Below are 21,195 nucleotides of genomic sequence, written 5' to 3'. Positions count from 1 at the left end.
CACGATGCTACCCCGAGTAGGACCGTCGGGCTACCAGCGCACGGGGCCTCACGACCGGCAACCGGCGATCTGGGGGGCCGGCACGGTCTCTCTACGTCAGCGGATCCAAGCCAAGGGCGGCCGCCACCCGGCGGCGGTGCCAGCGGGCATCACCGAAGCGGGAAGCCAGGGCCCAACTGCGCTTCAGGTACAGGTGCAGGTCGTACTCGGTCGTGTAGCCGATCGCCCCATGGCACTGCAGCGCCTGCTCGCCAACGAACATGACAGCCTCCGAGGCCATCGCCTTGGCCATCGACACGTGGCGATGCGCGTCGGGATCGCCGTTGGCCAGGCTGTGCGCCGCACGGTGCACCATCGGAGCCGCGAACGACAGCTGCAGGCGGGCGTCGGCCAGGTGGTGCTTGACCGCCTGAAACGACCCGACCGGCACGCCGAACTGCTTGCGCTCGGAGACGTAGCCGACCGTCATGTCCAGCATGGTCTCGCCCAGGCCCAGCAGCTGAGCGGCGGTGCCGAGCGCCGCCCGGTTCCAGCCGTTGCGGATCATCGCCCGGGCGGCGTCGCCATCGGCCAACAGCGTGTCGGGGTGGGTCTGCCACTCGACGCGCGACAGCTTGCGGGCGCCGTCGACCGACCGCTCCGGCGACAGCCGCACCGACGAGGGGTCGACGACGTGAAGCTCGCCGTCTGCGTACCCGATGATGACGTCGGCCGAGTTGGCGAAGGCCACCGTTTTGGCGGCCGGGAACGCCGGCACGGCGGTGGCGCCGCCGGGCAGCCGCTCCAGCCACGTGGTGGCCAGCTCGACCGCGCCCTCGGGCGGGTGCTCCTGACCGATCACCTCGGCCAGCATTGGGGCCACGACCATGGCGGAGGACAACACCGGGTCGGGCAGGGCCACGCGGCCGCACTCGGTGAGGGCGAGCACCAGCTCCTCCTCGGACAGGCCAAAGCCGCCGTGGGCCTCGGGAACCATCAGCCCCAGCACGCCCATGTCGGCCAGCTTGGCCCACACGTCGTGCAGCCGACCGTCGTCCGAGTCCCACGCCTCTCGTACCCGACTGGCCGGCACCTCACGGATCAGCAGGTCCCGAACCGCGTCGGCCAGTTCCAGTTGCTCGTCCTCAAATGCGAACCGCATGGCGAAGCTCCCTGTTGTTGCTCAGTGCTGATGTGGCCGCTGCGTCGATCACCCCGGCGCTCACTTGCGGGGCAGGCCGAGCACGCGCTCGGCGACGATGTTGCGTTGGATCTCGTTGGTGCCGGCGTAGATCGGCCCGGACAGCGCAAACTGCCAGCCCTTCATCCAACGGCCGTCGTCGACGGCACCCGGCGAGCCCTCGTCGAGTTCGGCCTCCGCACCGGCCAGCTCGAGGCCCACCCGGTGCAGCTCGACGTCGAGCTCGGACCACCACAGCTTGTTGAGGCTGGAACGGGCGCCCGGCGGGCGGCCCTCGGTCACGTCGGTGACGTCGGCCAGGGTGTAGAGCTGGTAGGCCTCGGCGGCCATCCACGCCGTGGTGACCCGGTCGGCGAGCACCGGATCGAGATCGGGGCACTCTTGCGCCCGGGCGACCAGCCGCTCGGCGGTCGCCATGAACCGTCCCGGCGACCGCAAGGTGAGCCCCCGCTCGGACGAGGTGGTCGACATGGCGACCGACCAGCCGGCGTCCACCCCCCCCAGCACCCACTCGTCGGAGACGAACGCGTCCTCGAAGAACACTTCGGCAAAGCCCTCATCGCCGTCGAGGCGGGTGAAGCCGCGCACGGTGATGCCCTCGGCGTCCAGAGGCACCATGAAGTAAGTGAGGCCACGATGGCGCTGCTGATCGGGGTCGGTGCGGAACAGCCCGAACAGGTGGGTACAGAACGCCCCCCGGGTGGTCCAGGTTTTCTGGCCGGTCAACCGCCAGCCGCCAGCTGCCTCGTCGCGCACCGCCTTCGAGGTGATCGCCGCCAGGTCGCTGCCGGCGTTGGGTTCGGACCAGCCCTGGCACCACAGGTCGTCGGCCGACGCCATGCGGGGGAGGAACCGATCCTGTTGTTCCTGGGTGCCGTACTCAAAAATGGTGGGCGCCAACAGGAAGATGCCGTTCTGGGTCACCCGCTGGGGTGCCCCGGCCCGGTAGTACTCCTCCTCGAAGATCAGCCACTCCCACAGGGTGGCCTCCCGGCCCCCGTAGGCCTCGGGCCACGAGACGACCGCATAGCGGGCCTCGAACAGCGTGCGTTCCCAATCGAGATGGGCGGCAAAGCCCTCGGCGGTGTCGCCGGAGGGCAGCGGCTCGGCGGGCACGTGGTCGGCGAGCCAGCCGCGCACCTCGACGCGAAATGCAGCCTCGCTGGGGCTGTCGAGCAGTTCCATCGGTCCTCCGGCGGGTCGGGATGGATGAAGGTACCAGTCCGATGAGCGCAGCCGATATCCGGCCTGCGAGAAGCGACGCCCTGCCGCCCTCCGGCGCAGGAACCGAAACAATCCTGAGCATTCGGGAACTCGCGGGGCAGCTCGGAACGTCTCATCTCCACACCCACGGCTACACCATGACCTGAGGAGCGCCGATGAGCACGATGATCACCCCCACCCGTCCGCCACACGACGCAACGGCGCCCACCGACGACGAAGGACACCGGCGGTCCGAACGGAGCGGGGACGTCGATGCTGCGGCTGACCGGACCGACGGGCCACCTTCGGCGGGTCCCGGCGACCGGTCCGGCGCCCCGCCGTCGAGCACTCGACTCCGTCGCTTCGGCGGCTTCTTCGGCCGTCACCGCTGGTTGGCGGCGTTGGCTGTGATCGTGGCGCTCGCCGCCCTGGCCGGACTGGGCACGGCGCTGCAGGGCACCGGGGCGGGCGACGCCTCGACCTCGGGAGCAACCGGTGCGGCACTACCCGACCCCGAGGTGGCAAGGGCAGAGCCCGACGGCGGGGTCTCGACAAAGGGGGCGCAGCCGGCTGCCGGCGTCCCCAACGCTGACCAGTCGGGCGCAGCTGCGGAGGTGACCACCGACGAGGTGACGCCCGGCATCCCCATCGGACCGACCGAGACCCCGCAGGTCACCGGGGTGGACCGCGATCTGGTGCGCACCGCCACCCTCGACCTCACCGCCAAAGAACCGGACACGGCGGCGGCCAAGGCCCGCTCCCTCGTCGGCGCCCTGGGTGGCCGGGTCGCCCAGGAGCAGACCAGCTTTTCGGGCAACTCGTCGGTGGTGCTCACGCTGGCGATCCCACCGAAGAACTTCGATGCGGCCATGGAGCAGCTGTCCGAGCTGGGCAAGGTAACCAACCGCAGCGTATCGACCGACGACGTCACCGGCACGGTGACCGACCTGGAGGGTCGGATCACCACGCTCAAGGCCTCGATCACCCGGCTTCAGGGCTTTCTGGCCGACGCATCGGATGCCGGCCAGATCGGCATGCTCGAAAGCGAGCTGCTGCGCCGGGAGACCGAGCTGGAGGGCATCCAGGGGCAGCTGCGAACGATCGAGGCCCAGGTGGCCGAGTCGACGGTGACCCTGACGATCACCGAGACCGGAAAGCGCCTCGACCCGGTGATCGACGAGGACGACGGCGTCGGCTTCATCGACGGGCTGACCAGCGGCTGGCAGGCCTTCACCGCCGTCGTGAACGCCATCGTCGTCGCCGTGGCCGCCATCGCCCCGTTCCTGGCCATCGGGCTGCTCGTGTGGTTGGTCGTTCGCCTGGTCCGTCGGCGCCGCGGCGCCGGGCACGCAGCCGCACGGTTGGCCTCGGCGCAGGGTCCTCCGACGCCCGGTGACGACAGGACCGTCGATATGGTTGCCCCATGGGGAGATCGTTGATGGAACAGCTCGTTCGGGGTGGCCGAGCAGATCGGCGCCAACATCGACGGCGCAGTCGCGGTCGTCGATGCCATCGATGGCCGCATCGAACCGCTCCAACAGTCGCTGGACCGGGTCCTTCCCGATGTGTTGCGCCTGGTGGAGGTGGTCGACGGCAAGGTGCAGACGATCGGCGCCGACGTCAGCGAGTTGTCCGAGGCGCTGATGGTGGCGCTTCGGTTGATCCCCGGAGTTCGCAAGTCGTCCCGGGCGGCCGATCAGCTCAGGCGAGGATCGCCTGGCTGACCAGCTGGGTGAGCTGGCTGCGCAGCGGCCACGTACTCGACGGCAGCAGCTGGGTCATGAACAGCGCTGTGACCTCCTCGACCGGGTCGACGTAGAAACCGGTCGAGGCGGCCCCTCCCCAGGCGAACGTTCCCGGCGAGGTGAGCACCTTGTTGGCCGCCGGGTCCACGACGACGGAGAACCCCAGCCCAAAACCGACCCCGGCGTAGGCGGTCTCGGCGAACATCGACCGGGCGTACCCGGCCAGGTCGGACCCGCCTGGCAGGTGGTTGCGGGTCATGTAGTCGACGGTGCGGGGGCTGAGCAGACGCACCCCGTTGCGCTCACCCTGGCGCAGCAGGAAGTCGCAGAAGCGCAGGTAGTCGTCCGCTGTCGACACCAGGCCACCGCCGCCCGACAGGAACGACGGCACGGTGCGGCTGACCGGCGCCAGCTCGTCGAAGCGCACCGCCTTCCTGGAGGCCGGGTCGGGCACGTGCAGCGCCGCCAGCCGGCTGCGCTGGTCCTCGGCCAGCCCGAAGGCAGTGTCGACCATGCCGAGCGGCCCCAGGATTCGTTCTGCCAGGAAGACGTCCAGGCTCTGCCCGCTGAGCACCTCGACCAGGCGGCCGAGCACGTCGGTGGACACCGAGTAGCACCAGGCGGTTCCCGGCTGAAACGCCAGCGGCAACCCCGCCCAGGTCTTCACTGCGTCGGCCAGGGTGACCCCGGCGGGGGCACCCAACTCGTAGCCGGCGTCCCGATACAGGGCGTCGGTCGGGTGGCTGCGCTGAAAGCCGTAGGTGAGGCCCGAGGTGTGGGTGAGCAGGTGCCAGATCCGCAGCGGCTCGGTGATCGGCTCGGTGACCGGCGCCGTGCTGGAACCACCCCGCCACACGCGGGTGTCGGCAAACTCGGGCAGGTAGGCCTCAAGGGGGTCGGTCAGCTCGAAGCGACCCTCCTCGTAGAGCATCATCGCCGCCACCGACGTGATCGGCTTGGTCATCGAGTAGATGCGAAAGACGGTGTCGTCGGTGACCTGTCGCCCATCGGCGGGGTCGGCGGCGCCGTAGTTGGTTCGGTGTACCAGCTGGCCGCGCCGGGTGACCGCAATGGTCCAGCCGGGCAGGCGGCCATCGTCGACGTAGGCCCGGAAGTGGTCGTCGATGCGGGCCAGACGTTCGGCGTCCATGCCCACTTTGGCGGGATCGGTCAGCTCTCGCACCTTCAGCACTGGTCCCCTGCGCTCAGGCAGCATCATCGTGTAGGCATCCTCTTCTGAGCTAGTTTCAGCACCGTCAGCGCTCCCTGAAATCGGAACGACGGACCGTTATGAGGGTGAAGAGCGCTTCTCGGCTGGCTGCGGATGCAGCTGCGAGCAGCTCCCGCGACCGGGTCGCGTCCCGGAGCGCAGACAACAACGTCAGCTTGTCGAAGGACGCATCATGGTCGTAGTCAGCCAGATGTCGTCGCCCCTGAAGTTCGCTGAACAGTCTGAGCGCCTCGACCAGCGCCACATCCTTTGCAGCCATGTCTACGAGGGGCCCCCATGCCTGAGCGGGCTTTGGGAGTTCTGCGTGCGGGTCTCGCTTAAGAACGTTGGAGCGCTCGTCGATCATGTCAGCTGCCGCCGCCAGTTCTCCGTGCGACCAAGTGCGACGGATCTTGTTCTGGTCGAGCTGGGGTGCCGAACCAATAAGGTGCCGAGCAGCTTCGTCAGTGAGATGTTGAAAGACGGCGTAGTAGGCAGCGCTCGTGCCCCGCCGCAAGTCAACTTCCTTTGGACGCCCGCGTCGCGACGGAAGCAACGCCCGGGCGTGGTCCAACAGATCGTCGGGGCGGATCATTGACGGCCAGCACCGGCTTTCGTACCAAGGGATACCAACCACCGCCAACGGTCCATGTCGGTACCGGCGACCTTCGCTCGAAGCGCAGACGCCAAGACCTGCAGCTCATCCATCGGGTACTCCTCCGACGGAAGGTCGTCCGCTAGGTCGACATTGAGCTGAAACACATAGAGAGGCTGGTCATCTCCCCCGATCGTCCGATGGACCGAGACTTCTGGGGCCAGATCGACGCGTTCGTAATCCTTGTTGAATGCCTCTGCCAGCTGCCGAGCCAATCTGTCGGCCTCTCCCAGCGCAAAGTCCTCTTCATTGAGGTCAGTCGAAGTGTGACGGCCCATGGAAAACCCTACCTGACCTTTTCGGACTGCGGGTTGGCAGTTTGGCACCGCTCAGCCGGCGAGGCGCTCCAGGGTGGCCTCGGCCTCGGTGACGATGTCGCCAAGCACCTCGGCGACCGTCGGCAGCGAGTCGATCACGCCGACCACCTGACCGGTGGGCAGGATTCCCACCTCGGCCTGGCCGTCAACCATCGCCGCCTTGGTCATCATCGGGGCGTTGGCCGCCATCGCCAGCTGCGCCCACGTGAGATCCTGGTTCTTGCGCATCGCCAGCCCGGTGGTGACCAGGTCCTTCATCGAGGTGCCGGTCAGCGCCCGGAACTTCAGCGCGTTGCGCAGCGCGTTGGCCACCCGCACCGGGGCGATGCCCGACTCGAGCGCCGCGATGACGTCGGTGGCGATCACCCGCTGGGGCGCCCCGTCGATGGCGGTGGTCCGCACCGTGCCGGTCACCGGGGTCTTGAGGTAGATCGCCTTGATCTCGTCGGGCACGCCCGACTCGGCGGTGAGCAGAAAGCGGGTGCCCATGGCGATGCCGTCGGCCCCCTGGGCCAGCGCTGCCACCAGGCCGCGACCGTCCCGATAGCCGCCGGCGCCGAGCACGATGACGCCGTCGCCGGTCGGGCCGGCCGTCGTGCCTGCCCCGACCGCGTCGGCCACGTCAGGCACCAACAGGCTGGTGGGCACCGCACCGGTGTGGCCGCCGCCCTCGCCTCCCTGGGCGATGATGCAGGCGACCCCGAGGCCGGCCATTTTCTCGGCGTGTCGGCGGGCGCCGACGGTGACCATCGTGTGGATGCCGGCGTCGTTGAGGCGGGTGACCACCTTGGCCGACGGTGGCCCGGCAAACGACGCAACCGCCACGCCGCGCTCCTCCATCAGGCCCAGCCGCTTGTCCAGATCGGCCTGGACCGGAAGCAGGTTGACGCCGAACGGGGCGTCTGTGGCGGCCGCAACGCAGGTGATGGCGTCGTCGAGCTCGTCGAAGGTCATCGTCGCCGAGGCGAGGATGCCGAGCCCGCCCGCATTGGCGGTCGCTGCGGTGAGCGTGGCACCGCTCACCCAGCCCATGCCGGTCTGCACCACCGGCAGGCGTACGCCGACCAGCTGGCAGAACCGTGTGGTCAGCGCAGCGTGCGGGCCGTTTGGCACCTCACTCATTCGGGACGGGGCCCCTGATCCCTCACTCATTCGGGACTTCCCGTCCGGCGAGACCATCGGGATCGATCTGGTTGCGCAGCAGCGCCACCTCATCCGCGGTCGGAGCACGGGACTCGGGGACGTCGTCGGGTAGGGCCAGCTCGAAGCCGGTGGCGGCGACCACGTCGTCGACGCTCGACCAGGGGTGCACCGAGCGCAGCCGGGCGCAGTGCACGCCGGTGGCGTCGGTGGCCTCAAAGTCGATGACGCACAGGTTGGTGACCACCCGGCGAATCTCGTGGAACCGCGAAGTTTCGGGGCCCAGCTCGGCGGCCCGGTCGTAGCCCACACCCGAGACGACGTCGACGGCCTCGACCAGCGACTTGGGCGAGTGATTGCCCACGAAGTAGCTGGTGGTGTGACTGATCGTGTTGCCCGGCGCCCCGCGGAAGCCCAGCAGCTGGGCCTTGGGCTTGTGCCAGTCGCCGATGGCGGCCAGGTTCTGGTTGCCGTAGCGGTCGACCTGGCTGGCGCCCATCATCACGTGGCGTTGCCCGTTCCAGAGCAGCTCAAACATGCGGCGGTAGGGATTCCAGTGCTCGACGACGCGGTCGGGGTCGGGCCGTCCGACCGCGGGCGTGTTGGCGGTCAGGGTGGCCAGCCCGTCGGTGATCGCCAGGTCGGGCTCGAAGGAGGCCCGCGCCAGGCGGCCGCCGATCAGCGGCACGTTGCCGATCGGGTTGCAGAGGATCTCGCCGTCGCCCCGGAACGCCTCGGCGATGGCGACGGCGCAATAGTCGGCGCGGGTGACATCTTGGTTGCTCATCGGGTGGCCTCCTGGCTGATCTGACGGCTGGGGTTGGCGATGAACGCGGCAAGCCACTCGTCCCACGTCTCGTCGCTCTTGGCGGTGGCGACGTAGGCCCGCTGGGCATCCTCGTCGCGTTCGTAGTCGGGCAGGCACTGGGTAAAGCCGGCGCCACCGGGGGCCTCGACGACGGCATCGGTGTTCAACCGGCTGACCAGCAGGGTCTGCACCGGCCCCTCGTCGAGAAACTCGGCCGTGTCGACCAGGCGTTCGCAGCTGACGATCGCCCGGTCGGCTGCCCGCACAAACAGGTCATCGAAGAACGGGTCCTCGCCGAGCAACTGGGCGTTGCCCTGGGCGTCGGCGCGCTGGGCGTGAATCAGGGCGGCGTCCAGGTGCAGCGCCGGCACGGCGAGCAGCTCCTCGGGCTCACCGCCGTTGCGCCCGGGGTAGGGGCTGGTGACCATCTTCAGGTCTGGCATCACCCGGGGCACGTCGGAGCCCAGGCCACCGCGGGTGGGCAGGAACGGCAGGTTCCAGCCGGCGGCGTTCAGCCCGAGCAGAATCATGCCCTCGTCCCACTCTGCCGCCTCGATCGACCCGGTCTGGCGGGCGATGCGGTAGTGGGGCTCGAGCGGGATCGTGTCGAGGGTGACGAACCCGGAGATCACCTTGGCCACCTTGCCGGCGCGGCACAGGATGCCCACCTCGGGGCCGCCGTAGGCGACGACGGTCAGGTCGGACAGGTCGTCGCGGGCGACCAGTTCGGCGATGAGCGCCAACGGCTTGCGCCTGGCCCCCCAGCCGCCGATGCCGATCGTCATTCCCGAGGTGATGTGCGAGGTCGCCTCGGCCGCTGTGGTGAGTTTGTTGGCCACGTGGGCCCTCCTTGTTGAAGCTGGTGGTGCCTTGCGCTCGCCGGTGGGGTCAGCGCTTGTAGGTCGGATCGCGTTTCTCGACGAAGGCGTCGCGGGCCTCGTCGGACACGCCGGACAGGTTGAGCTCAAACGTGAAGCCCTGCTCCATGCGGTAGCTGCGGCGCACGTCGACCGGATCGATGGCGTTCAGCGACTCCTTGGCCGCCCGGATCACCAGGTTGCTGTGGCGGGCGATCTGCTCGGCGATGCGCTCGGCGGTGGCCAACAGCTCGTCGCGTGGCACCACCTCGGCCACCGACCCCCACTCGTGCAAAATCGAAACGTCGATCGGCTCGGCGGTATAGACCATCTGGCGCATCCGGTGGGGAGGCACCAGCCGGGACAGGTGGGTGGCGGCGCCGAGCGCACCCTGCTTCACCTCGGGCAACCCAATGGTCGTGCCCTCGGCGGCGACGATGACGTCGGCGTTGCCGATCAGGCCGATGCCGCCGCCGAGCACGAAGTCGTGCACGGCACAGATCACCGGCACTTCGCAGTCGTAGATGGCGCCGAAGGCCGCAGCACAGCCACGGTTGGCGCCGATCAGGGCGTCGAAGCCCTCGGTGTTCTGCATCTCCTTGATGTCGACACCGGCGTTGAAGCCCTTGCCTGCCGCCGAGAGGATGACCACCGCCACCTCCGGGTCACGCCCGGCCTCGGTGAGCAGGTCGGCCAGTTCGAACCAGCCGGCGACCGTCAGGGCGTTGACCGGAGGGTTGTCCATCACCAAGTGGCGGATCCCGTTGGTGGTCGTGACTTCAAAGCCCATGGTGTTCGCCTCCACGCTGTGAGTGCTCGGAGCCATGGTCACCCGGCTCGAGCCTGCGATCGCGGCTCGCTCCCTGCGCCGGGACGACCCGTTCCCACACATCTGACGACGCGTCAGATTCTTGTGGCAACGTAGTCCAGCCCGCAGTTGAATTCGATCTGAGGAGAGGATCCCCCATGACGAACGCCCCCAACCCCCGCCCCACCCCGGTTGGCGATGCAGCCGACCCGTTGGACTTCTCCGGATCGGTCGTCCTGGTCACCGGCGGCTCGCGTGGCATCGGGCGGGGCATCAGCGAGGCCTTCCTCGGCCACGGTGCCGACGTGGTGATCTGCGGGCGCAACGAGCCGGACGAGCTTCCCTCCTCCGGGGGGCGGGAGGCCCGCTTCGTCGCCGCCGACGTCCGCGATGCCACCGCCGTCGACGCCTTGATCTCCGACATCGAGGCCACCGAGGGACGCCTGGACGTGGTCGTCAACAATGCCGGGGGCGCCCCGCACGTCGATGCCGCCGAGGTGAGCCCCAGGTTCCACGAGGCGATCATCGCACTCAACCTGACCGCCCCGCTCCACGTCGCCCAGCGGGCCAATCGGGTGATGCGTACCCAGGACACCGGTGGGTCGATCATCAACATCGCCTCGGTCTCAGGCGTTCGGCCGTCGCCGGGAACCGCCGCCTACGGCGCGGCCAAGGCCGGATTGATCGGACTCACCCAGTCCCTCGCTGTGGAGTGGGCCCCCAAAGTGCGGCTCAACGCCGTCGTCGCCGGCCTGATCGAGACCGAGCAGGCGCACCTGCACTACGGCGACGAGGAGGGCGTCGCGGCGGTGGCCGCCACCGTGCCGCTCGGGCGCATGGGCACTCCGACCGATCTGGCCAACGCCTGCGTCTTCCTGGCGTCCCCGCTAGCGTCCTACGTCACCGGGTCGACCCTCACGGTGCACGGGGGCGGCGAACGGCCAGCGTTCCTCGAGGAGGCCCAAGTTGATCACGAAGATTGCAGCTAGGCCGGTGCCACAGCGGGCCCTCCCCCGTCCCTTCCGGCCTGATCATGGTCGCTAACCCCCAACCCAAGAAGTCCCCAATCAAAGCAATCGTCATCGCAATCATCGTCGCCACAGCGACACTGCTCCTCGCCGGCGTGTTCCTCGGGGCCCGCGACTGGAACCCCGGGCCCGGCCCGAAAGGCGAGTACAACGCGAAGCTCAACATCGAGACGTCGGACGTTGCCGAAGCGCACGACGACGTCCGCGTCATCATTCAACGAAGCCATCAAGGTCAGCTCGAGAAAGAAAACACCGACTTCCCCCCCAAGGCGTTCGGGATCATTCCCCGGCGGGCCGAGACGGTCATGACGTTTCGTGTCCCGGCCGCCCAGTTCGACGCTGCGTTGGCCGACCTCAACACGGCTGGCGTGGGCACCGTGGTCGACCAGGAGATCAGGGGCCGCGACGACATCGAGCGCCGGAGCGAACTCACCGAGATCGCCCAGATCCTTGACGAACGTCTGACGACGGAGCTCACGACCGACGCCAGCGACCAGGAGGCGGTCGAAGCCCAGAAGAAGCTTGAGGAACTTGCCGAGACGGCCAACTTTCCCGTGATCGTCGTGCAAATCAATCAGGGTCGGGGAATCGTCGGTTCGATAACCTGGCTGTTCGTCAGCCTGCTGACGTGGATACTGATCGGTTTCGGCCTCGGGTTTGTCTGGATGCGGCGCAAGACCCACACCAAGCTCAGCCCGGTGATCGGCCCGGTTGAGGACGACCCCCGCCAAAACAGCCCGGAGAAGAATCCTGGCGTGCAGGATTGGGGTCAGACGACCTGACCCGTTCGACGCTGTGGATCGGGATCTGACAAGGTTTGTCTCAAGATCTGACGCATCGTCAGGTTTGGGCCCGCACCCCACCTCGATCGTCTGCCCCGCACCGGACCCCAGGAGAACGCCATGAGCGCTCAGCAGTCCACCAACCCGACAGCGCAGCTTGCCATCGAGGGCTGGTTCGAGACCGATCCCGAGCCGGCGTTGATCGGCTCGCGCTGCATCGGCTCGGGCACCTACTTCTTTCCGCCCACCGACACCTCCCGGGCTCCGGGCCACGCCGGCGGCGCCACCGAGCCGGTTCGGCTGAGCACCCGAGGCACGCTGTGGAGCTACACCTCGGCCGGCTATCAGCCGCCGGCGCCGTACATCGAACCACCGGGCGGTTTCGAGCCGTTTGCCATCGCTGCGGTCGAACTGGCCGAGGAGGGGCTGGTCGTACTCGGCCAGGTGCCGAGCGACGTCGGCATGGCCGATTTGAAGGTGGGAATGGAAATGGAGCTCGTCATCGACACGCTCTTCGTCGACGATGACGGCGAGCGGGTGGTGTGGAAGTGGCGCCCGGCCGCCAACACCACAGCATCGAGCAACGCAACGGCATCGGGCCCGGCCGAGGAGGCAGCGCAATGAGCAGCACCAACGAGGTCGCCGTCGCCGGCGTCGGCATGCACCCGTGGGGCAAGTGGGGTCACAACTTCGTGACCTACGGCGTCCATGCCGCTCTTGCTGCGCTGAGCGACGCCGGTATCCCGTGGGAGGACGTCGGCTTCGTGTCCGGCGCCGACACGATGCGCAACGGCTATCCCGGCTACGTCGCAGGAGCGACGTTCGCCCAGGCACTCGGGTGGACCGGCGTGCCGGTGACGTCGAGCTACGGGGCGTGTGCCTCCGGCGCCATGGCGATCGAGGCCGCTCGAGCCCGCATCCTGTCGGGACGCTGCGACGTTGCGTTGGTTGTCGGTGCCGACACCACCCCCAAGGGTTTCCTGGCCCCGCAGGGCGGCGAGCGCACCACCGATCCGGACTGGCTGCGCTTTCGCCTGCTCGGGGCAACCAACCCCACCTACTTCGGTATGTACGCCCGGCGCCGCATCGACCTCTTCGGGGCGACCGTCGACGACTTCACCGCGGTGAAGCTCAAGAACGCCAAGCACGGCCTCAACAACCCGTACGCCCGCTACCGCAAAGCGTTCACGGCTGAGGACGTCGCCGCCTCGCCGGTGGTCGCCGATCCCTTGCACCTGCTGCACATCTGCGCCACCTCTGACGGCGGCGCGGCGATGGTGCTCACCTCGATGGAGTACGCCAAGAAGCGCGGTCTTGACCGCCCGGTGAGGGTGGCGGCGGTGTCGACGACGACGCCGACCTACCCCAACACGGTCATCGAGATGCCGCACTTCGCCACCGACTCGACGGTGGGCTATCCCCTGCCGGAGCGCACCTTCAAGCAGAGCATCGGGCACTCCGCCTACGAGGAGGCGGGCCTCGGTCCCGAGGACGTCGACGTCGCCGAGGTGTACGACCTGTCCGCCGCCTTGGAGCTCGACTGGTACGAGGACCTGGGCTTCTGCGAGCCCGGCGAGGCCGAAGGGATGATCCGAGAGGGCGCAACCACGCTGGGCGGACGCCTGCCGGTCAACCCGTCGGGCGGCCTGGCCTGCTTCGGCGAGGCCGTGCCCGCACAGGCGATCGCTCAGGCCTGCGAGCTCACCTGGCAGCTGCGCGGCGAGGCGGAGGGCCGTCAGGTCGAGGAAGCCAAGGTGGGCATCACCGCCAACCAAGGCCTGTTCGGCCACGGATCCTCGGTCATCCTGACCCGCTGAGCCCTGTCCCGACGGTCGCCGCCGCTCCGGGGTGATCAGCCCGCTACCGTCGCGCCGGTGAGCCGATCCCCGCGGGAACACGAGATACCCGGTGCCTCAACGGCTGATCGCGCCCGGGGATCGGGTGCACGCCCGAGCAGCGACGCCCCGAGACCCGAGGGACACCCCAACCGCAGCGCCTGGGCCGATCACCTGGCGGAGCGAACCGAGTCGATCCGCGCAGCTGGACGGTGGCGGACGACGCGCACCTACGACGCGCTCGGCCCCCGCGGGACCCTCGATTCGGCCGCCACCCCGATCGTCACGTTTGCCTCCAACGACTATCTCGGTCTGAGCGCTCACCCGGCGGTGATCGAGGCGGCGGTGACGGCCACCCGGCGCTGGGGCACGGGGGCGGGTGCGTCCCGGCTGGTCTGCGGCACACGGCCGGTTCACGACCAGCTCGAGGCCCGGCTTTCCCGCTGGAAGGGCACCGAGGCGGCGCTGGTGTTCCCGACCGGCTTCGCCGCCAACCTCGGAGTGCTCAGCGTGCTCGGTGGCCCCGGCGCCCGGATCGTCTCCGACGAGCTCAACCACGCCTCGATCATCGATGGCGCACGGCTGGCCGGCGCCGACGTGGCGATCTATCCCCACCTCGACCTCGCTGAGGCGTCCCGGCTGATCTCCGAATGGCCGGGCAGGTCGGTGCTGGTCACCGATGCGGTGTTCTCGATGGATGGCGACGCCGTCGATCTGGCAGAGGCGCTCGAGCGCTGCGCCCGGCACGACGCTGCTCTGGTCGTGGACGAGGCCCACTCGGTATGGGGCCCTCATCTCCCCGGCACCACGGGGTCGGACGGTCCTCCGGTCGTCCGGGTGGGCACGCTGTCGAAGACCCTCGGTGCCTTGGGGGGCTTCGTCGCCGCCTCCAGGTCGGTCATCGACCTGCTGGTCAACGCCGCCCGGCCATTCATCTTCTCGACCGGGCTCTCCCCCGGCGACGCCGCCGCCGCCCTCGCCGCGCTCGACGTCCTGGGCTCACCGAAAGGCGAGGATCTGGTGGCGCGGCTCCGGGCCCACACCGACCGGCTGGCCCCCGATCACCCCAGCCCGATCGTGCCGATCATCATCGGCGACGAGCGCCGGGCGGTGGCGGCCTCCGAGGCGCTCCTCAAGCTCGGCTACTGGGTGCCGGCCATCCGGCCGCCAACCGTGGCGCCCGGCACCAGCCGCCTGCGCATCACGTTCTCCGCCGCTCACAGCGACGAGGACGTCGATGGGCTGCTGGCCTCGCTCGCCCGGCTGGGCCTGGGATGAGCGAGCCCAGCATCGACGGTGCGGTTCGGCCGAACCTGCTCGTCGCCTGCGTCGGCACCGCCACCGAGGTGGGCAAGACCTGGGTGGGGGCCCAGGTGGTCGAGTCGTTGCGCCATCGGTCCATCGACGTGGCGGCCCGCAAGCCCGCCGAGAGCTTCGCCGGCCATGGGCACGACCCGCTCGACTCCACGGTGCTCGCCCACGCCAGCGGCGAACCCATCGACCACGTCACCCCACCCCATCGGCGCTACGGCGTTGCCCTCGCACCGCCGATGGCGGCCAAGCAGCTTGGCCTGCCGCCTCCGCTCCTTGGGGCACTGCTCTCCGAGCTGACCTGGCCCCGGGGGTGCCGCGTGGGCTGGCTGGAGACGGTGGGCGGGGTCCGTTCGCCGGTGGCGGCCGACGCCGACTCGCTCGCGCTGTGCGCCGCCGTCGCCCCCGACGTGGTCGTGCTGGTCGGCGATGCTTCGCTGGGGGCGATCGGGGCGGCCCGATCGGCCATCGACTCGATTGCGCTCGGTGCGCCGGCGCTGGTCGATCGAACCGTCGTGCTGCTGAACCGTTTCGGCCCCGCCGACGCCGACCATCGAGAGAACCAACGCTGGCTGGCCGCGCACCTGTCCCAGCCGGTCCTCACCGACGTCGCAGCGCTGGTCGAGCATCTCGCCGTCCCACTACGGCGCACCGGCGGCTCCTCGGACCTGGATGGGGAAAGCGCACGGGAAGACGGTCGTTAGCCTGGCCCAATGCCGACATCAGATCCCGCCGATCGCCCCTACGAGGTGGTGCTCTTCGGAGCGACCGGCTTCGTGGGCCAGCTCACCGCCAGGCATCTGGCGGCCCACGCCGACGGCTCGACCCGAATCGCGCTCGCCGGTCGCTCCCTGTCCCGCCTGGAGCAGGCCCGCGCCAAGCTTGGCGGGGCCGCCGCCGACTGGCCTTTGATCGTGGCTGACGCCGACGAGCCCGACACGATCACCGCTCTCGCCGAACAGACCCGGGTGGTCGCCACCACGGTCGGCCCCTACGCCAGGTGGGGTCTGCCACTCGTCGAGGCCTGTGCCCGGGCGGGTACCCACTACGCCGACCTCACCGGCGAGGTGCTGTTCGTACGCGACAGCATCGACCGATTCCACGACACGGCCGTCGCCTCGGGAGCTCGCATCGTGCACTCCTGCGGGTTCGATTCGGTGCCCTCCGACCTGGCGGTCATGATAGCTGCCCGCGAGGCAGACACTGCCCACGGCGATCCGTTGAGCGAGGCCACTCTGGTTGTCGTCTCGGTCAAAGGCGGCGTGAGCGGTGGCACGATCGACTCGATCCGCAACCAGGTTGCGGTCATGGCTGCCGACCCGTCCAAGCGTCGCATCGGGATGGACCCCTATGCGCTCAGCCCCAATCGGGCAGCCGAGGCCGACCTTGGGCCGCAGCGCGACGTGGGCCCGCCCCGCTACGACCGCCGGCTGGGCATGTGGGTGGCACCGTTCGTCATGGCGCCGTACAACACCCGGATCGTGCGGCGCAGTAACGCGCTACTCGACCACGCCTACGGCCGCCGGATGCGCTACTCGGAGGTGATCGGCTTCGACTCGCCGATTACCGGGCCGTTCCTGGCCACCGGCATCGCCGCCGGCACGGTCGCCGGTGCGGCCGCCATGGCATTCGGTCCCACCCGCTCGCTGCTCGACCGGGTGTTGCCCTCCCCCGGGGAGGGGCCCGACGCCGAGACCCGCGCCAACGGCCACTTCCGCGTCGATGTGCATGCCACCACCGCCGGGGGCCGTAAGGTGGTCTCGACGGTCGCCGCCGACGGCGATCCGGGCTATGCAGCCACCGCTGTCATGTTGGGCCAGAGCGCCTTGGCTCTGGCCCTCGATGGCGACGCGCTCCCAGAGGCTGCCGGCGTGCTTACCCCGGCCACCGGGATTGGTCGGGCGCTGGTCGACCGGCTGATCACCCGCAACTTCGACATCTCGATCCGCTAACCCGGGGCCAATCGCACAGCACCTCTCGGCAACTCGGGAGCCCAAACAACCGCCAGACCGCGCCCTGCACTCCCCACTTCGCCTGGTGACGGCGACTCACCGCAACTCGGGAGCCCACACAACCGCCAGACCGCGCCCTGCACTCCCCAGTTCGCCGGGTGACGGCGGCTCACCGCCACCGGGTCCCCCTCGCCGGGCCAGGGGCCAGGTTCGCCGGGTAAGGGCCGGGGCCGGACGCGGCACTGCCCGACAGCCGTCGCTGCCGGGCAGTGCCGTAGTCATCGGTGGCGGCACACGTCGTGCCGCCCGGCTAGCCGCCGACGCCGGCTTCGGGGGTGGTCCCGGCGTCGGGCACGGAGCCGATCACGCCACTGCCCTCGGCGGGCGCTGCTGCGCCGACCAACTCGGCGTTGGCGCCGGCCTGCTGTGCCAGGTAATCGGCACCGCCCTGTCCGTCGTCGTCGGAGCTGAAGTACGCCATCGGCTCATAGTCGGGGGCATAGGTGTCGATCTCGGTGAAGCGCTCCATACCGGTACCGGCTGGGATGAGCTTGCCGATGATGATGTTCTCCTTCAACCCCATCAGGCCGTCGTAACGGCTCTCAATGGCGGCCTCGGTGAGCACCCGGGTGGTCTCCTGGAACGACGCTGCCGACAGCCACGAATCGGTGGCCAGCGACGCCTTGGTGATGCCCATCAGCTCCGGGCGGCCGTCGGCGGGGCGACGACCCTCTTGAAGCAGGCGGGCGTTGGTCTCACGGAACGTCTGGGAATCGACGCGCTCACCGGGAAGGAACGACGAGTCGCCAGGCTCCTGAATGGCCACGCGGCGGGTCATCTGGCGGACGATCAACTCGATGTGCTTGTCGTGGATCGACACACCCTGGTCGCGGTACACCTTCTGTACCTGGTCGACCAGGTACCGCTGGGTGGAGTACACGCCCTGGATGTCCATCAGCTCCTTCGGGTCGCGAGGACCCTCGACCATCGGGTCGCCGGCGGTGATCTCGTCACCGTCGGCTACCTCGAGGCGAGCCTCGCGGGCCACCGTGTAGGTGTCCTCCTCGCCGTCGTCGGAGACGATCGTGATCACGCGACCCTTGCCGTCGTCCTCGCCGATGCGCACGAGGCCGGAGGTGCGAGCCAGCACGGCCTTGTTCTTCGGGGTACGGGCCTCGAAGAGCTCGACCACGCGGGGCAGACCACCGGTGATGTCGCCGCCGGCGGAGGCGATACCGCCGGTGTGGAAGGTACGCATGGTCAGCTGGGTACCGGGCTCGCCGATCGACTGGGCGCCGATGACGCCCACCGCTTCGCCGGGCTCGATCGTCTTCGACGTGGCGAGCGACGTGCCGTAGCCCTTGGCGGTGATACCGAAGGTGGACTCGTCGGTCAGCGGCGACAGCACCCGAACCCGGGTGACCGAGTCGTCATCTCGCAGGGTGGCCATCAACTCGAGGCCAACCTCGGTGCCCTTTTCGACAACCCGGCCATCGCTCAGCGTGATGTCATCGGCCAGGGTGCGGCTGAACAGGCGGGTATCGAGGTAGCTCTTCACGGCGCGGTCGCTGGGCGACGTGCGCTCGGTGCCGACGAAGTTGCCCTCCAAGTCGGAGAAGCCGTCGGGGTGCACCTCGTTGACCCAGATACCGCGAACCGGACCACCGGTGGAGAAGGGGTCCTCCTCGTTGATGATCAGTTCCTGGGCGACGTCGACCAAGCGGCGGGTGAGGTACCCCGAGTCGGCGGTACGCAGTGCCGTGTCGACCAGGCCCTTACGGGCGCCAGGCGTGGCGATGAAGTACTCCAACACATCCAACCCCTCACGGAAGTTGGACTTGATCGGGCGAGGAATCATGTCGCCGCGAGGGTTGGCCACCAGGCCACGCATGCCGGCGATCTGACGTACCTGCATCATGTTTCCGCGGGCACCGGAGCCGACCATCATGTTCAGCGAGTTGAACTTCTCGTTGCCCATGGCTTCGGACACGGCCTCGGTCACCTCGGTGGTGGCCTCCGACCAGATCTCGACCGCCTTCTGGATGCGCTCGCCGTCGGTGATGACACCACGGCGGAAGTTGCGCTCCACCTTCTCGGTGTCGTCCTCGAAGCGGTCGAGGATCGACTTCTTCGACTCCGGGGTCTTGACGTCGGAGATCGCCATGGTCAGACCCGACTTGGTCGACCATTTGAGGGTCAGTTCCTTCAACAGGTCCAGGCTGTGAGCGACGGTCGAGTTGGGGTAGAAGATCACCAACTGGTCGACCAGATCGGACATCTCGTTCTTGCGGATCGAGTGGTTCCAGTAGGGGAAGTCCTCAGGCAGCACGGTGTTGAACAACACTCGGCCGGCGGTGGTTTCCAGCCGGTCGGAGCCGTCGGGGCCAGGACGCAGCGTGATGCGGGCGTGGGCCTCGAGCATGCCGGCCTCGATGTCGCGCTCGACCTGCTCGAGGTGACGGTAGGTGCGACCCTCGCCGATGGCCCCTTCTTCGGGCTCGGTGAGGTAGTAGGCGCCGATCAGCATTTCCTTGGTCGGTGTGACCATCGGGCGACCGTGGGCGGGCGACAACAGGTTGTGCGCCGACAGCATCAGCACCCGGGCCTCGGCCTGCGCCTCGGCGCTCAGCGGCAGGTGCACCGCCATCTGGTCGCCGTCGAAGTCGGCGTTGAACGCGGTGCACACCAGCGGGTGGATCTGGATGGCCTTGCCCTCGACCAGCACGGGCTCGAAGGCCTGGATGCCGAGGCGGTGCAGCGTTGGTGCACGGTTCAACATCACCGGGTGTTCCCGAATGACGTCCTCGAGCACGTCGTAGACGGCGGACCGGCGGCGCTCAACCATGCGCTTGGCCGACTTGATGTTCTGGGCCAGCTCACGGTCGACCAGCGCCTTCATCACGAAGGGCTTGAACAGCTCGAGCGCCATCAGCTTGGGCAGGCCGCACTGGTGCAGCTTGAGCGTGGGGCCGACCACGATGACCGAGCGGCCGGAGTAGTCGACGCGCTTGCCGAGCAGGTTCTGGCGGAACCGGCCCTGCTTGCCCTTCAGCATGTCCGACAGCGACTTCAGCGGGCGGTTGCCCGGGCCGGTGACCGGCCGGCCGCGGCGGCCGTTGTCGAACAGTGCGTCGACGGCCTCCTGCAGCATGCGCTTCTCGTTGTTGACGATGATCTCGGGTGCGCCGAGGTCCAACAGCCGCTTGAGGCGGTTGTTGCGGTTGATCACCCGGCGGTACAGGTCGTTGAGGTCGGACGTGGCGAAGCGGCCACCGTCGAGCTGCACCATCGGGCGCAGTTCCGGCGGGATCACCGGGACCACGTCGAGGATCATCGCCCGCGGGTCGTTCTCGCGGGCACCTTCCTCGGCGGTGCGGTTGAAGGCGGCAACGATCTTCAGGCGCTTGATGGCCTTCTGCTTGCGCTGGGCCGACAGCGGCTTCTGGCCCTCGGCCGGGTCGATCTGCGCCCGCAGCTTGACCTCTTCCTCCACCAGGTCGATCTCCTCGATCAACAACTTGATGGCCTCGGCGCCCATGCCGCCGGTGAAGTAGTCGCCGTAGCGGTCCTCCAGCTCACGCCAGAGCTCTTCGTCCTCGATGATCTGACGGGCGTGCAGGGTGCGGAACTCGTCCCACACCCGCTCGAGGAGGTCGAACTCCTCCTCGTAGCGCTCGCGGATGGCGGTCAGGTCCTTCTCCGCGTCCTTCTGGCGCTTGCGGATCTCGGCGTCCTTGGCTCCGCCCTTTTCCAGCTTGCGAACTTCGCTCTCCAGCTCGGTGTGGCACTCGGCCAGCTCGAGCTCGAGCTCCTTGTTGATCTCCTCGCGCTCGGCCAGATAGTCGGCCTCGAGGCTCTGAAGGTCCTCATGGCGCTGATCGACGTCGACGGTCACCACCAGGTTGGCGGCGAAGTAGATCACCTTCTCCAGCTGCTTGGCCTTGAACTCCTCCTTGGGCTCGGTGCCCGAGAGGAGGTAGGCCAGCCAGGAGCGGGTGCCGCGCAGGTACCAGATGTGCACCGAGGGAGCCGCCAACTCGATGTGGCCCATGCGCTCACGTCGCACCTTGGACCGGGTGACCTCGACGCCACAGCGCTCACAGATGATGCCGCGGAAACGCACCCGCTTGTACTTGCCGCAGTAGCACTCCCAGTCCTTGGTCGGACCAAAGATCTTCTCGCAGAACAGGCCGTCCTTCTCGGGCTTGAGCGTGCGGTAGTTGATGGTCTCGGGCTTCTTGACCTCGCCGTTGGACCACATGCGGATCTGTTCGGCGGTGGCGAGTCCGATGCGCAACTGTGAAAAGTTGTTGACGTCAAGCATGAAAGGCGCTGACTCCTCTATCTGGGCTTGCTGGGTGGCG

The 21,195-nt window shown here is 68.7% G+C and carries 19 protein-coding genes; 9 read left to right on the top strand and 10 right to left on the bottom strand.

Annotated features, from left to right (window positions below; all coding sequences use genetic code 11):
• Positions 1–91 precede the first annotated feature (91 nt).
• Both IPN02_01225 and IPN02_01220 read right to left on the bottom strand, forming a co-directional pair.
• Positions 92–1,141 carry an acyl-CoA/acyl-ACP dehydrogenase gene (locus tag IPN02_01225; GenBank protein ID MBK9295502.1) on the bottom strand — a complete coding sequence of 350 codons (1,050 nt, stop codon included), beginning with the start codon at positions 1,139–1,141 and terminating at the stop codon, positions 92–94.
• A 60-nt stretch (positions 1,142–1,201) separates the two neighbouring features.
• On the bottom strand, positions 1,202–2,365 hold the full coding sequence (locus IPN02_01220; protein ID MBK9295501.1) for an acyl-CoA dehydrogenase family protein: 1,164 nt from the start codon (positions 2,363–2,365) through the stop codon (positions 1,202–1,204).
• Positions 2,366–2,559: 194 nt separating this feature from the next.
• On the opposite strand from IPN02_01220, the gene IPN02_01215 reads away from it, so the two are divergent.
• Positions 2,560–3,822 carry a DUF4349 domain-containing protein gene (locus IPN02_01215; protein ID MBK9295500.1) on the top strand — a complete coding sequence of 421 codons (1,263 nt, stop codon included), beginning with the start codon at positions 2,560–2,562 and terminating at the stop codon, positions 3,820–3,822.
• A gap of 18 nt (positions 3,823–3,840) precedes the next feature.
• Positions 3,841–4,107: a hypothetical protein gene (locus tag IPN02_01210; protein MBK9295499.1), complete on the top strand. Its 267-nt coding sequence runs from the start codon at positions 3,841–3,843 to the stop codon at positions 4,105–4,107.
• Here the strand turns inward: IPN02_01210 and IPN02_01205 are convergent.
• The 7 genes from IPN02_01205 to IPN02_01175 are packed head-to-tail and all read right to left on the bottom strand — an operon-like array spanning position 4,085 to position 9,905.
• Positions 4,085–5,344, bottom strand: coding sequence for a beta-lactamase family protein (locus tag IPN02_01205; protein ID MBK9295498.1), 1,260 nt, complete (start codon positions 5,342–5,344; stop codon positions 4,085–4,087). The genes IPN02_01210 and IPN02_01205 overlap by 23 nt on opposite strands.
• 40 nt (positions 5,345–5,384) lie before the next feature.
• On the bottom strand, positions 5,385–5,933 hold the full coding sequence (locus IPN02_01200; GenBank protein MBK9295497.1) for a hypothetical protein: 549 nt from the start codon (positions 5,931–5,933) through the stop codon (positions 5,385–5,387).
• Positions 5,930–6,271, bottom strand: a complete 342-nt coding sequence (locus IPN02_01195; protein MBK9295496.1) for a hypothetical protein — start codon at positions 6,269–6,271, stop codon at positions 5,930–5,932. Before IPN02_01195 ends, IPN02_01200 begins: the two co-directional genes overlap by 4 nt.
• A 51-nt stretch (positions 6,272–6,322) precedes the next feature.
• The gene (locus IPN02_01190) at positions 6,323–7,432 is read right to left on the bottom strand and encodes a nitronate monooxygenase (protein MBK9295495.1); all 1,110 of its coding nucleotides are present in this window, start codon (positions 7,430–7,432) and stop codon (positions 6,323–6,325) included.
• Positions 7,433–7,454: 22 nt separating this feature from the next.
• Positions 7,455–8,237, bottom strand: a complete 783-nt coding sequence (locus IPN02_01185; GenBank protein ID MBK9295494.1) for a CoA-transferase — start codon at positions 8,235–8,237, stop codon at positions 7,455–7,457.
• Complete coding sequence (locus tag IPN02_01180; GenBank protein ID MBK9295493.1) at positions 8,234–9,097, bottom strand: CoA transferase subunit A; 864 nt, start codon at positions 9,095–9,097, stop codon at positions 8,234–8,236. The genes IPN02_01185 and IPN02_01180 overlap by 4 nt, the downstream gene beginning before the upstream one ends.
• Before the next feature lie 49 nt (positions 9,098–9,146).
• Positions 9,147–9,905 (bottom strand): enoyl-CoA hydratase family protein, encoded by a 759-nt coding sequence (locus tag IPN02_01175; protein MBK9295492.1) that lies wholly within the window; start codon positions 9,903–9,905, stop codon positions 9,147–9,149.
• Positions 9,906–10,081: 176 nt separating this feature from the next.
• On the opposite strand from IPN02_01175, the gene IPN02_01170 reads away from it, so the two are divergent.
• The 7 genes from IPN02_01170 to IPN02_01140 all read left to right on the top strand — a co-directional run bounded on the left by IPN02_01170 (position 10,082) and on the right by IPN02_01140 (position 16,831).
• The gene (locus IPN02_01170) at positions 10,082–10,912 is read left to right on the top strand and encodes an SDR family oxidoreductase (GenBank protein MBK9295491.1); all 831 of its coding nucleotides are present in this window, start codon (positions 10,082–10,084) and stop codon (positions 10,910–10,912) included.
• 44 nt (positions 10,913–10,956) lie between these two features.
• A complete protein-coding gene (locus IPN02_01165; GenBank protein ID MBK9295490.1) occupies positions 10,957–11,733 on the top strand; it encodes a DUF4349 domain-containing protein in 777 nt (258 codons plus the stop codon).
• Positions 11,734–11,853: 120 nt separating this feature from the next.
• Positions 11,854–12,357 (top strand): OB-fold domain-containing protein, encoded by a 504-nt coding sequence (locus IPN02_01160; protein ID MBK9295489.1) that lies wholly within the window; start codon positions 11,854–11,856, stop codon positions 12,355–12,357.
• Positions 12,354–13,550 (top strand): lipid-transfer protein, encoded by a 1,197-nt coding sequence (locus IPN02_01155; GenBank protein ID MBK9295488.1) that lies wholly within the window; start codon positions 12,354–12,356, stop codon positions 13,548–13,550. The genes IPN02_01160 and IPN02_01155 overlap by 4 nt, the downstream gene beginning before the upstream one ends.
• 57 nt (positions 13,551–13,607) lie before the next feature.
• Complete coding sequence (locus IPN02_01150) at positions 13,608–14,846, top strand: 8-amino-7-oxononanoate synthase (GenBank protein ID MBK9295487.1); 1,239 nt, start codon at positions 13,608–13,610, stop codon at positions 14,844–14,846.
• Entirely contained in the window at positions 14,843–15,583 is a 741-nt protein-coding gene (locus IPN02_01145; GenBank protein ID MBK9295486.1) for a dethiobiotin synthase, read from the top strand. The genes IPN02_01150 and IPN02_01145 overlap by 4 nt, the downstream gene beginning before the upstream one ends.
• A 9-nt stretch (positions 15,584–15,592) precedes the next feature.
• Entirely contained in the window at positions 15,593–16,831 is a 1,239-nt protein-coding gene (locus tag IPN02_01140; GenBank protein MBK9295485.1) for a saccharopine dehydrogenase NADP-binding domain-containing protein, read from the top strand.
• 310 nt (positions 16,832–17,141) lie between these two features.
• Here IPN02_01140 and IPN02_01135 read toward each other — a convergent pair whose 3' ends face one another.
• Positions 17,142–21,155, bottom strand: coding sequence for a DNA-directed RNA polymerase subunit beta' (locus tag IPN02_01135; GenBank protein MBK9295484.1), 4,014 nt, complete (start codon positions 21,153–21,155; stop codon positions 17,142–17,144).
• Positions 21,156–21,195 lie beyond the last annotated feature (40 nt).

It is taken from the genome of Candidatus Microthrix subdominans, from assembly GCA_016719385.1.
In the GTDB taxonomy this organism is placed as follows: Bacteria; Actinomycetota; Acidimicrobiia; order Acidimicrobiales; family Microtrichaceae; genus Microthrix; species Microthrix subdominans.
This window is presented reverse-complemented; position numbering and strand designations above follow the sequence as displayed.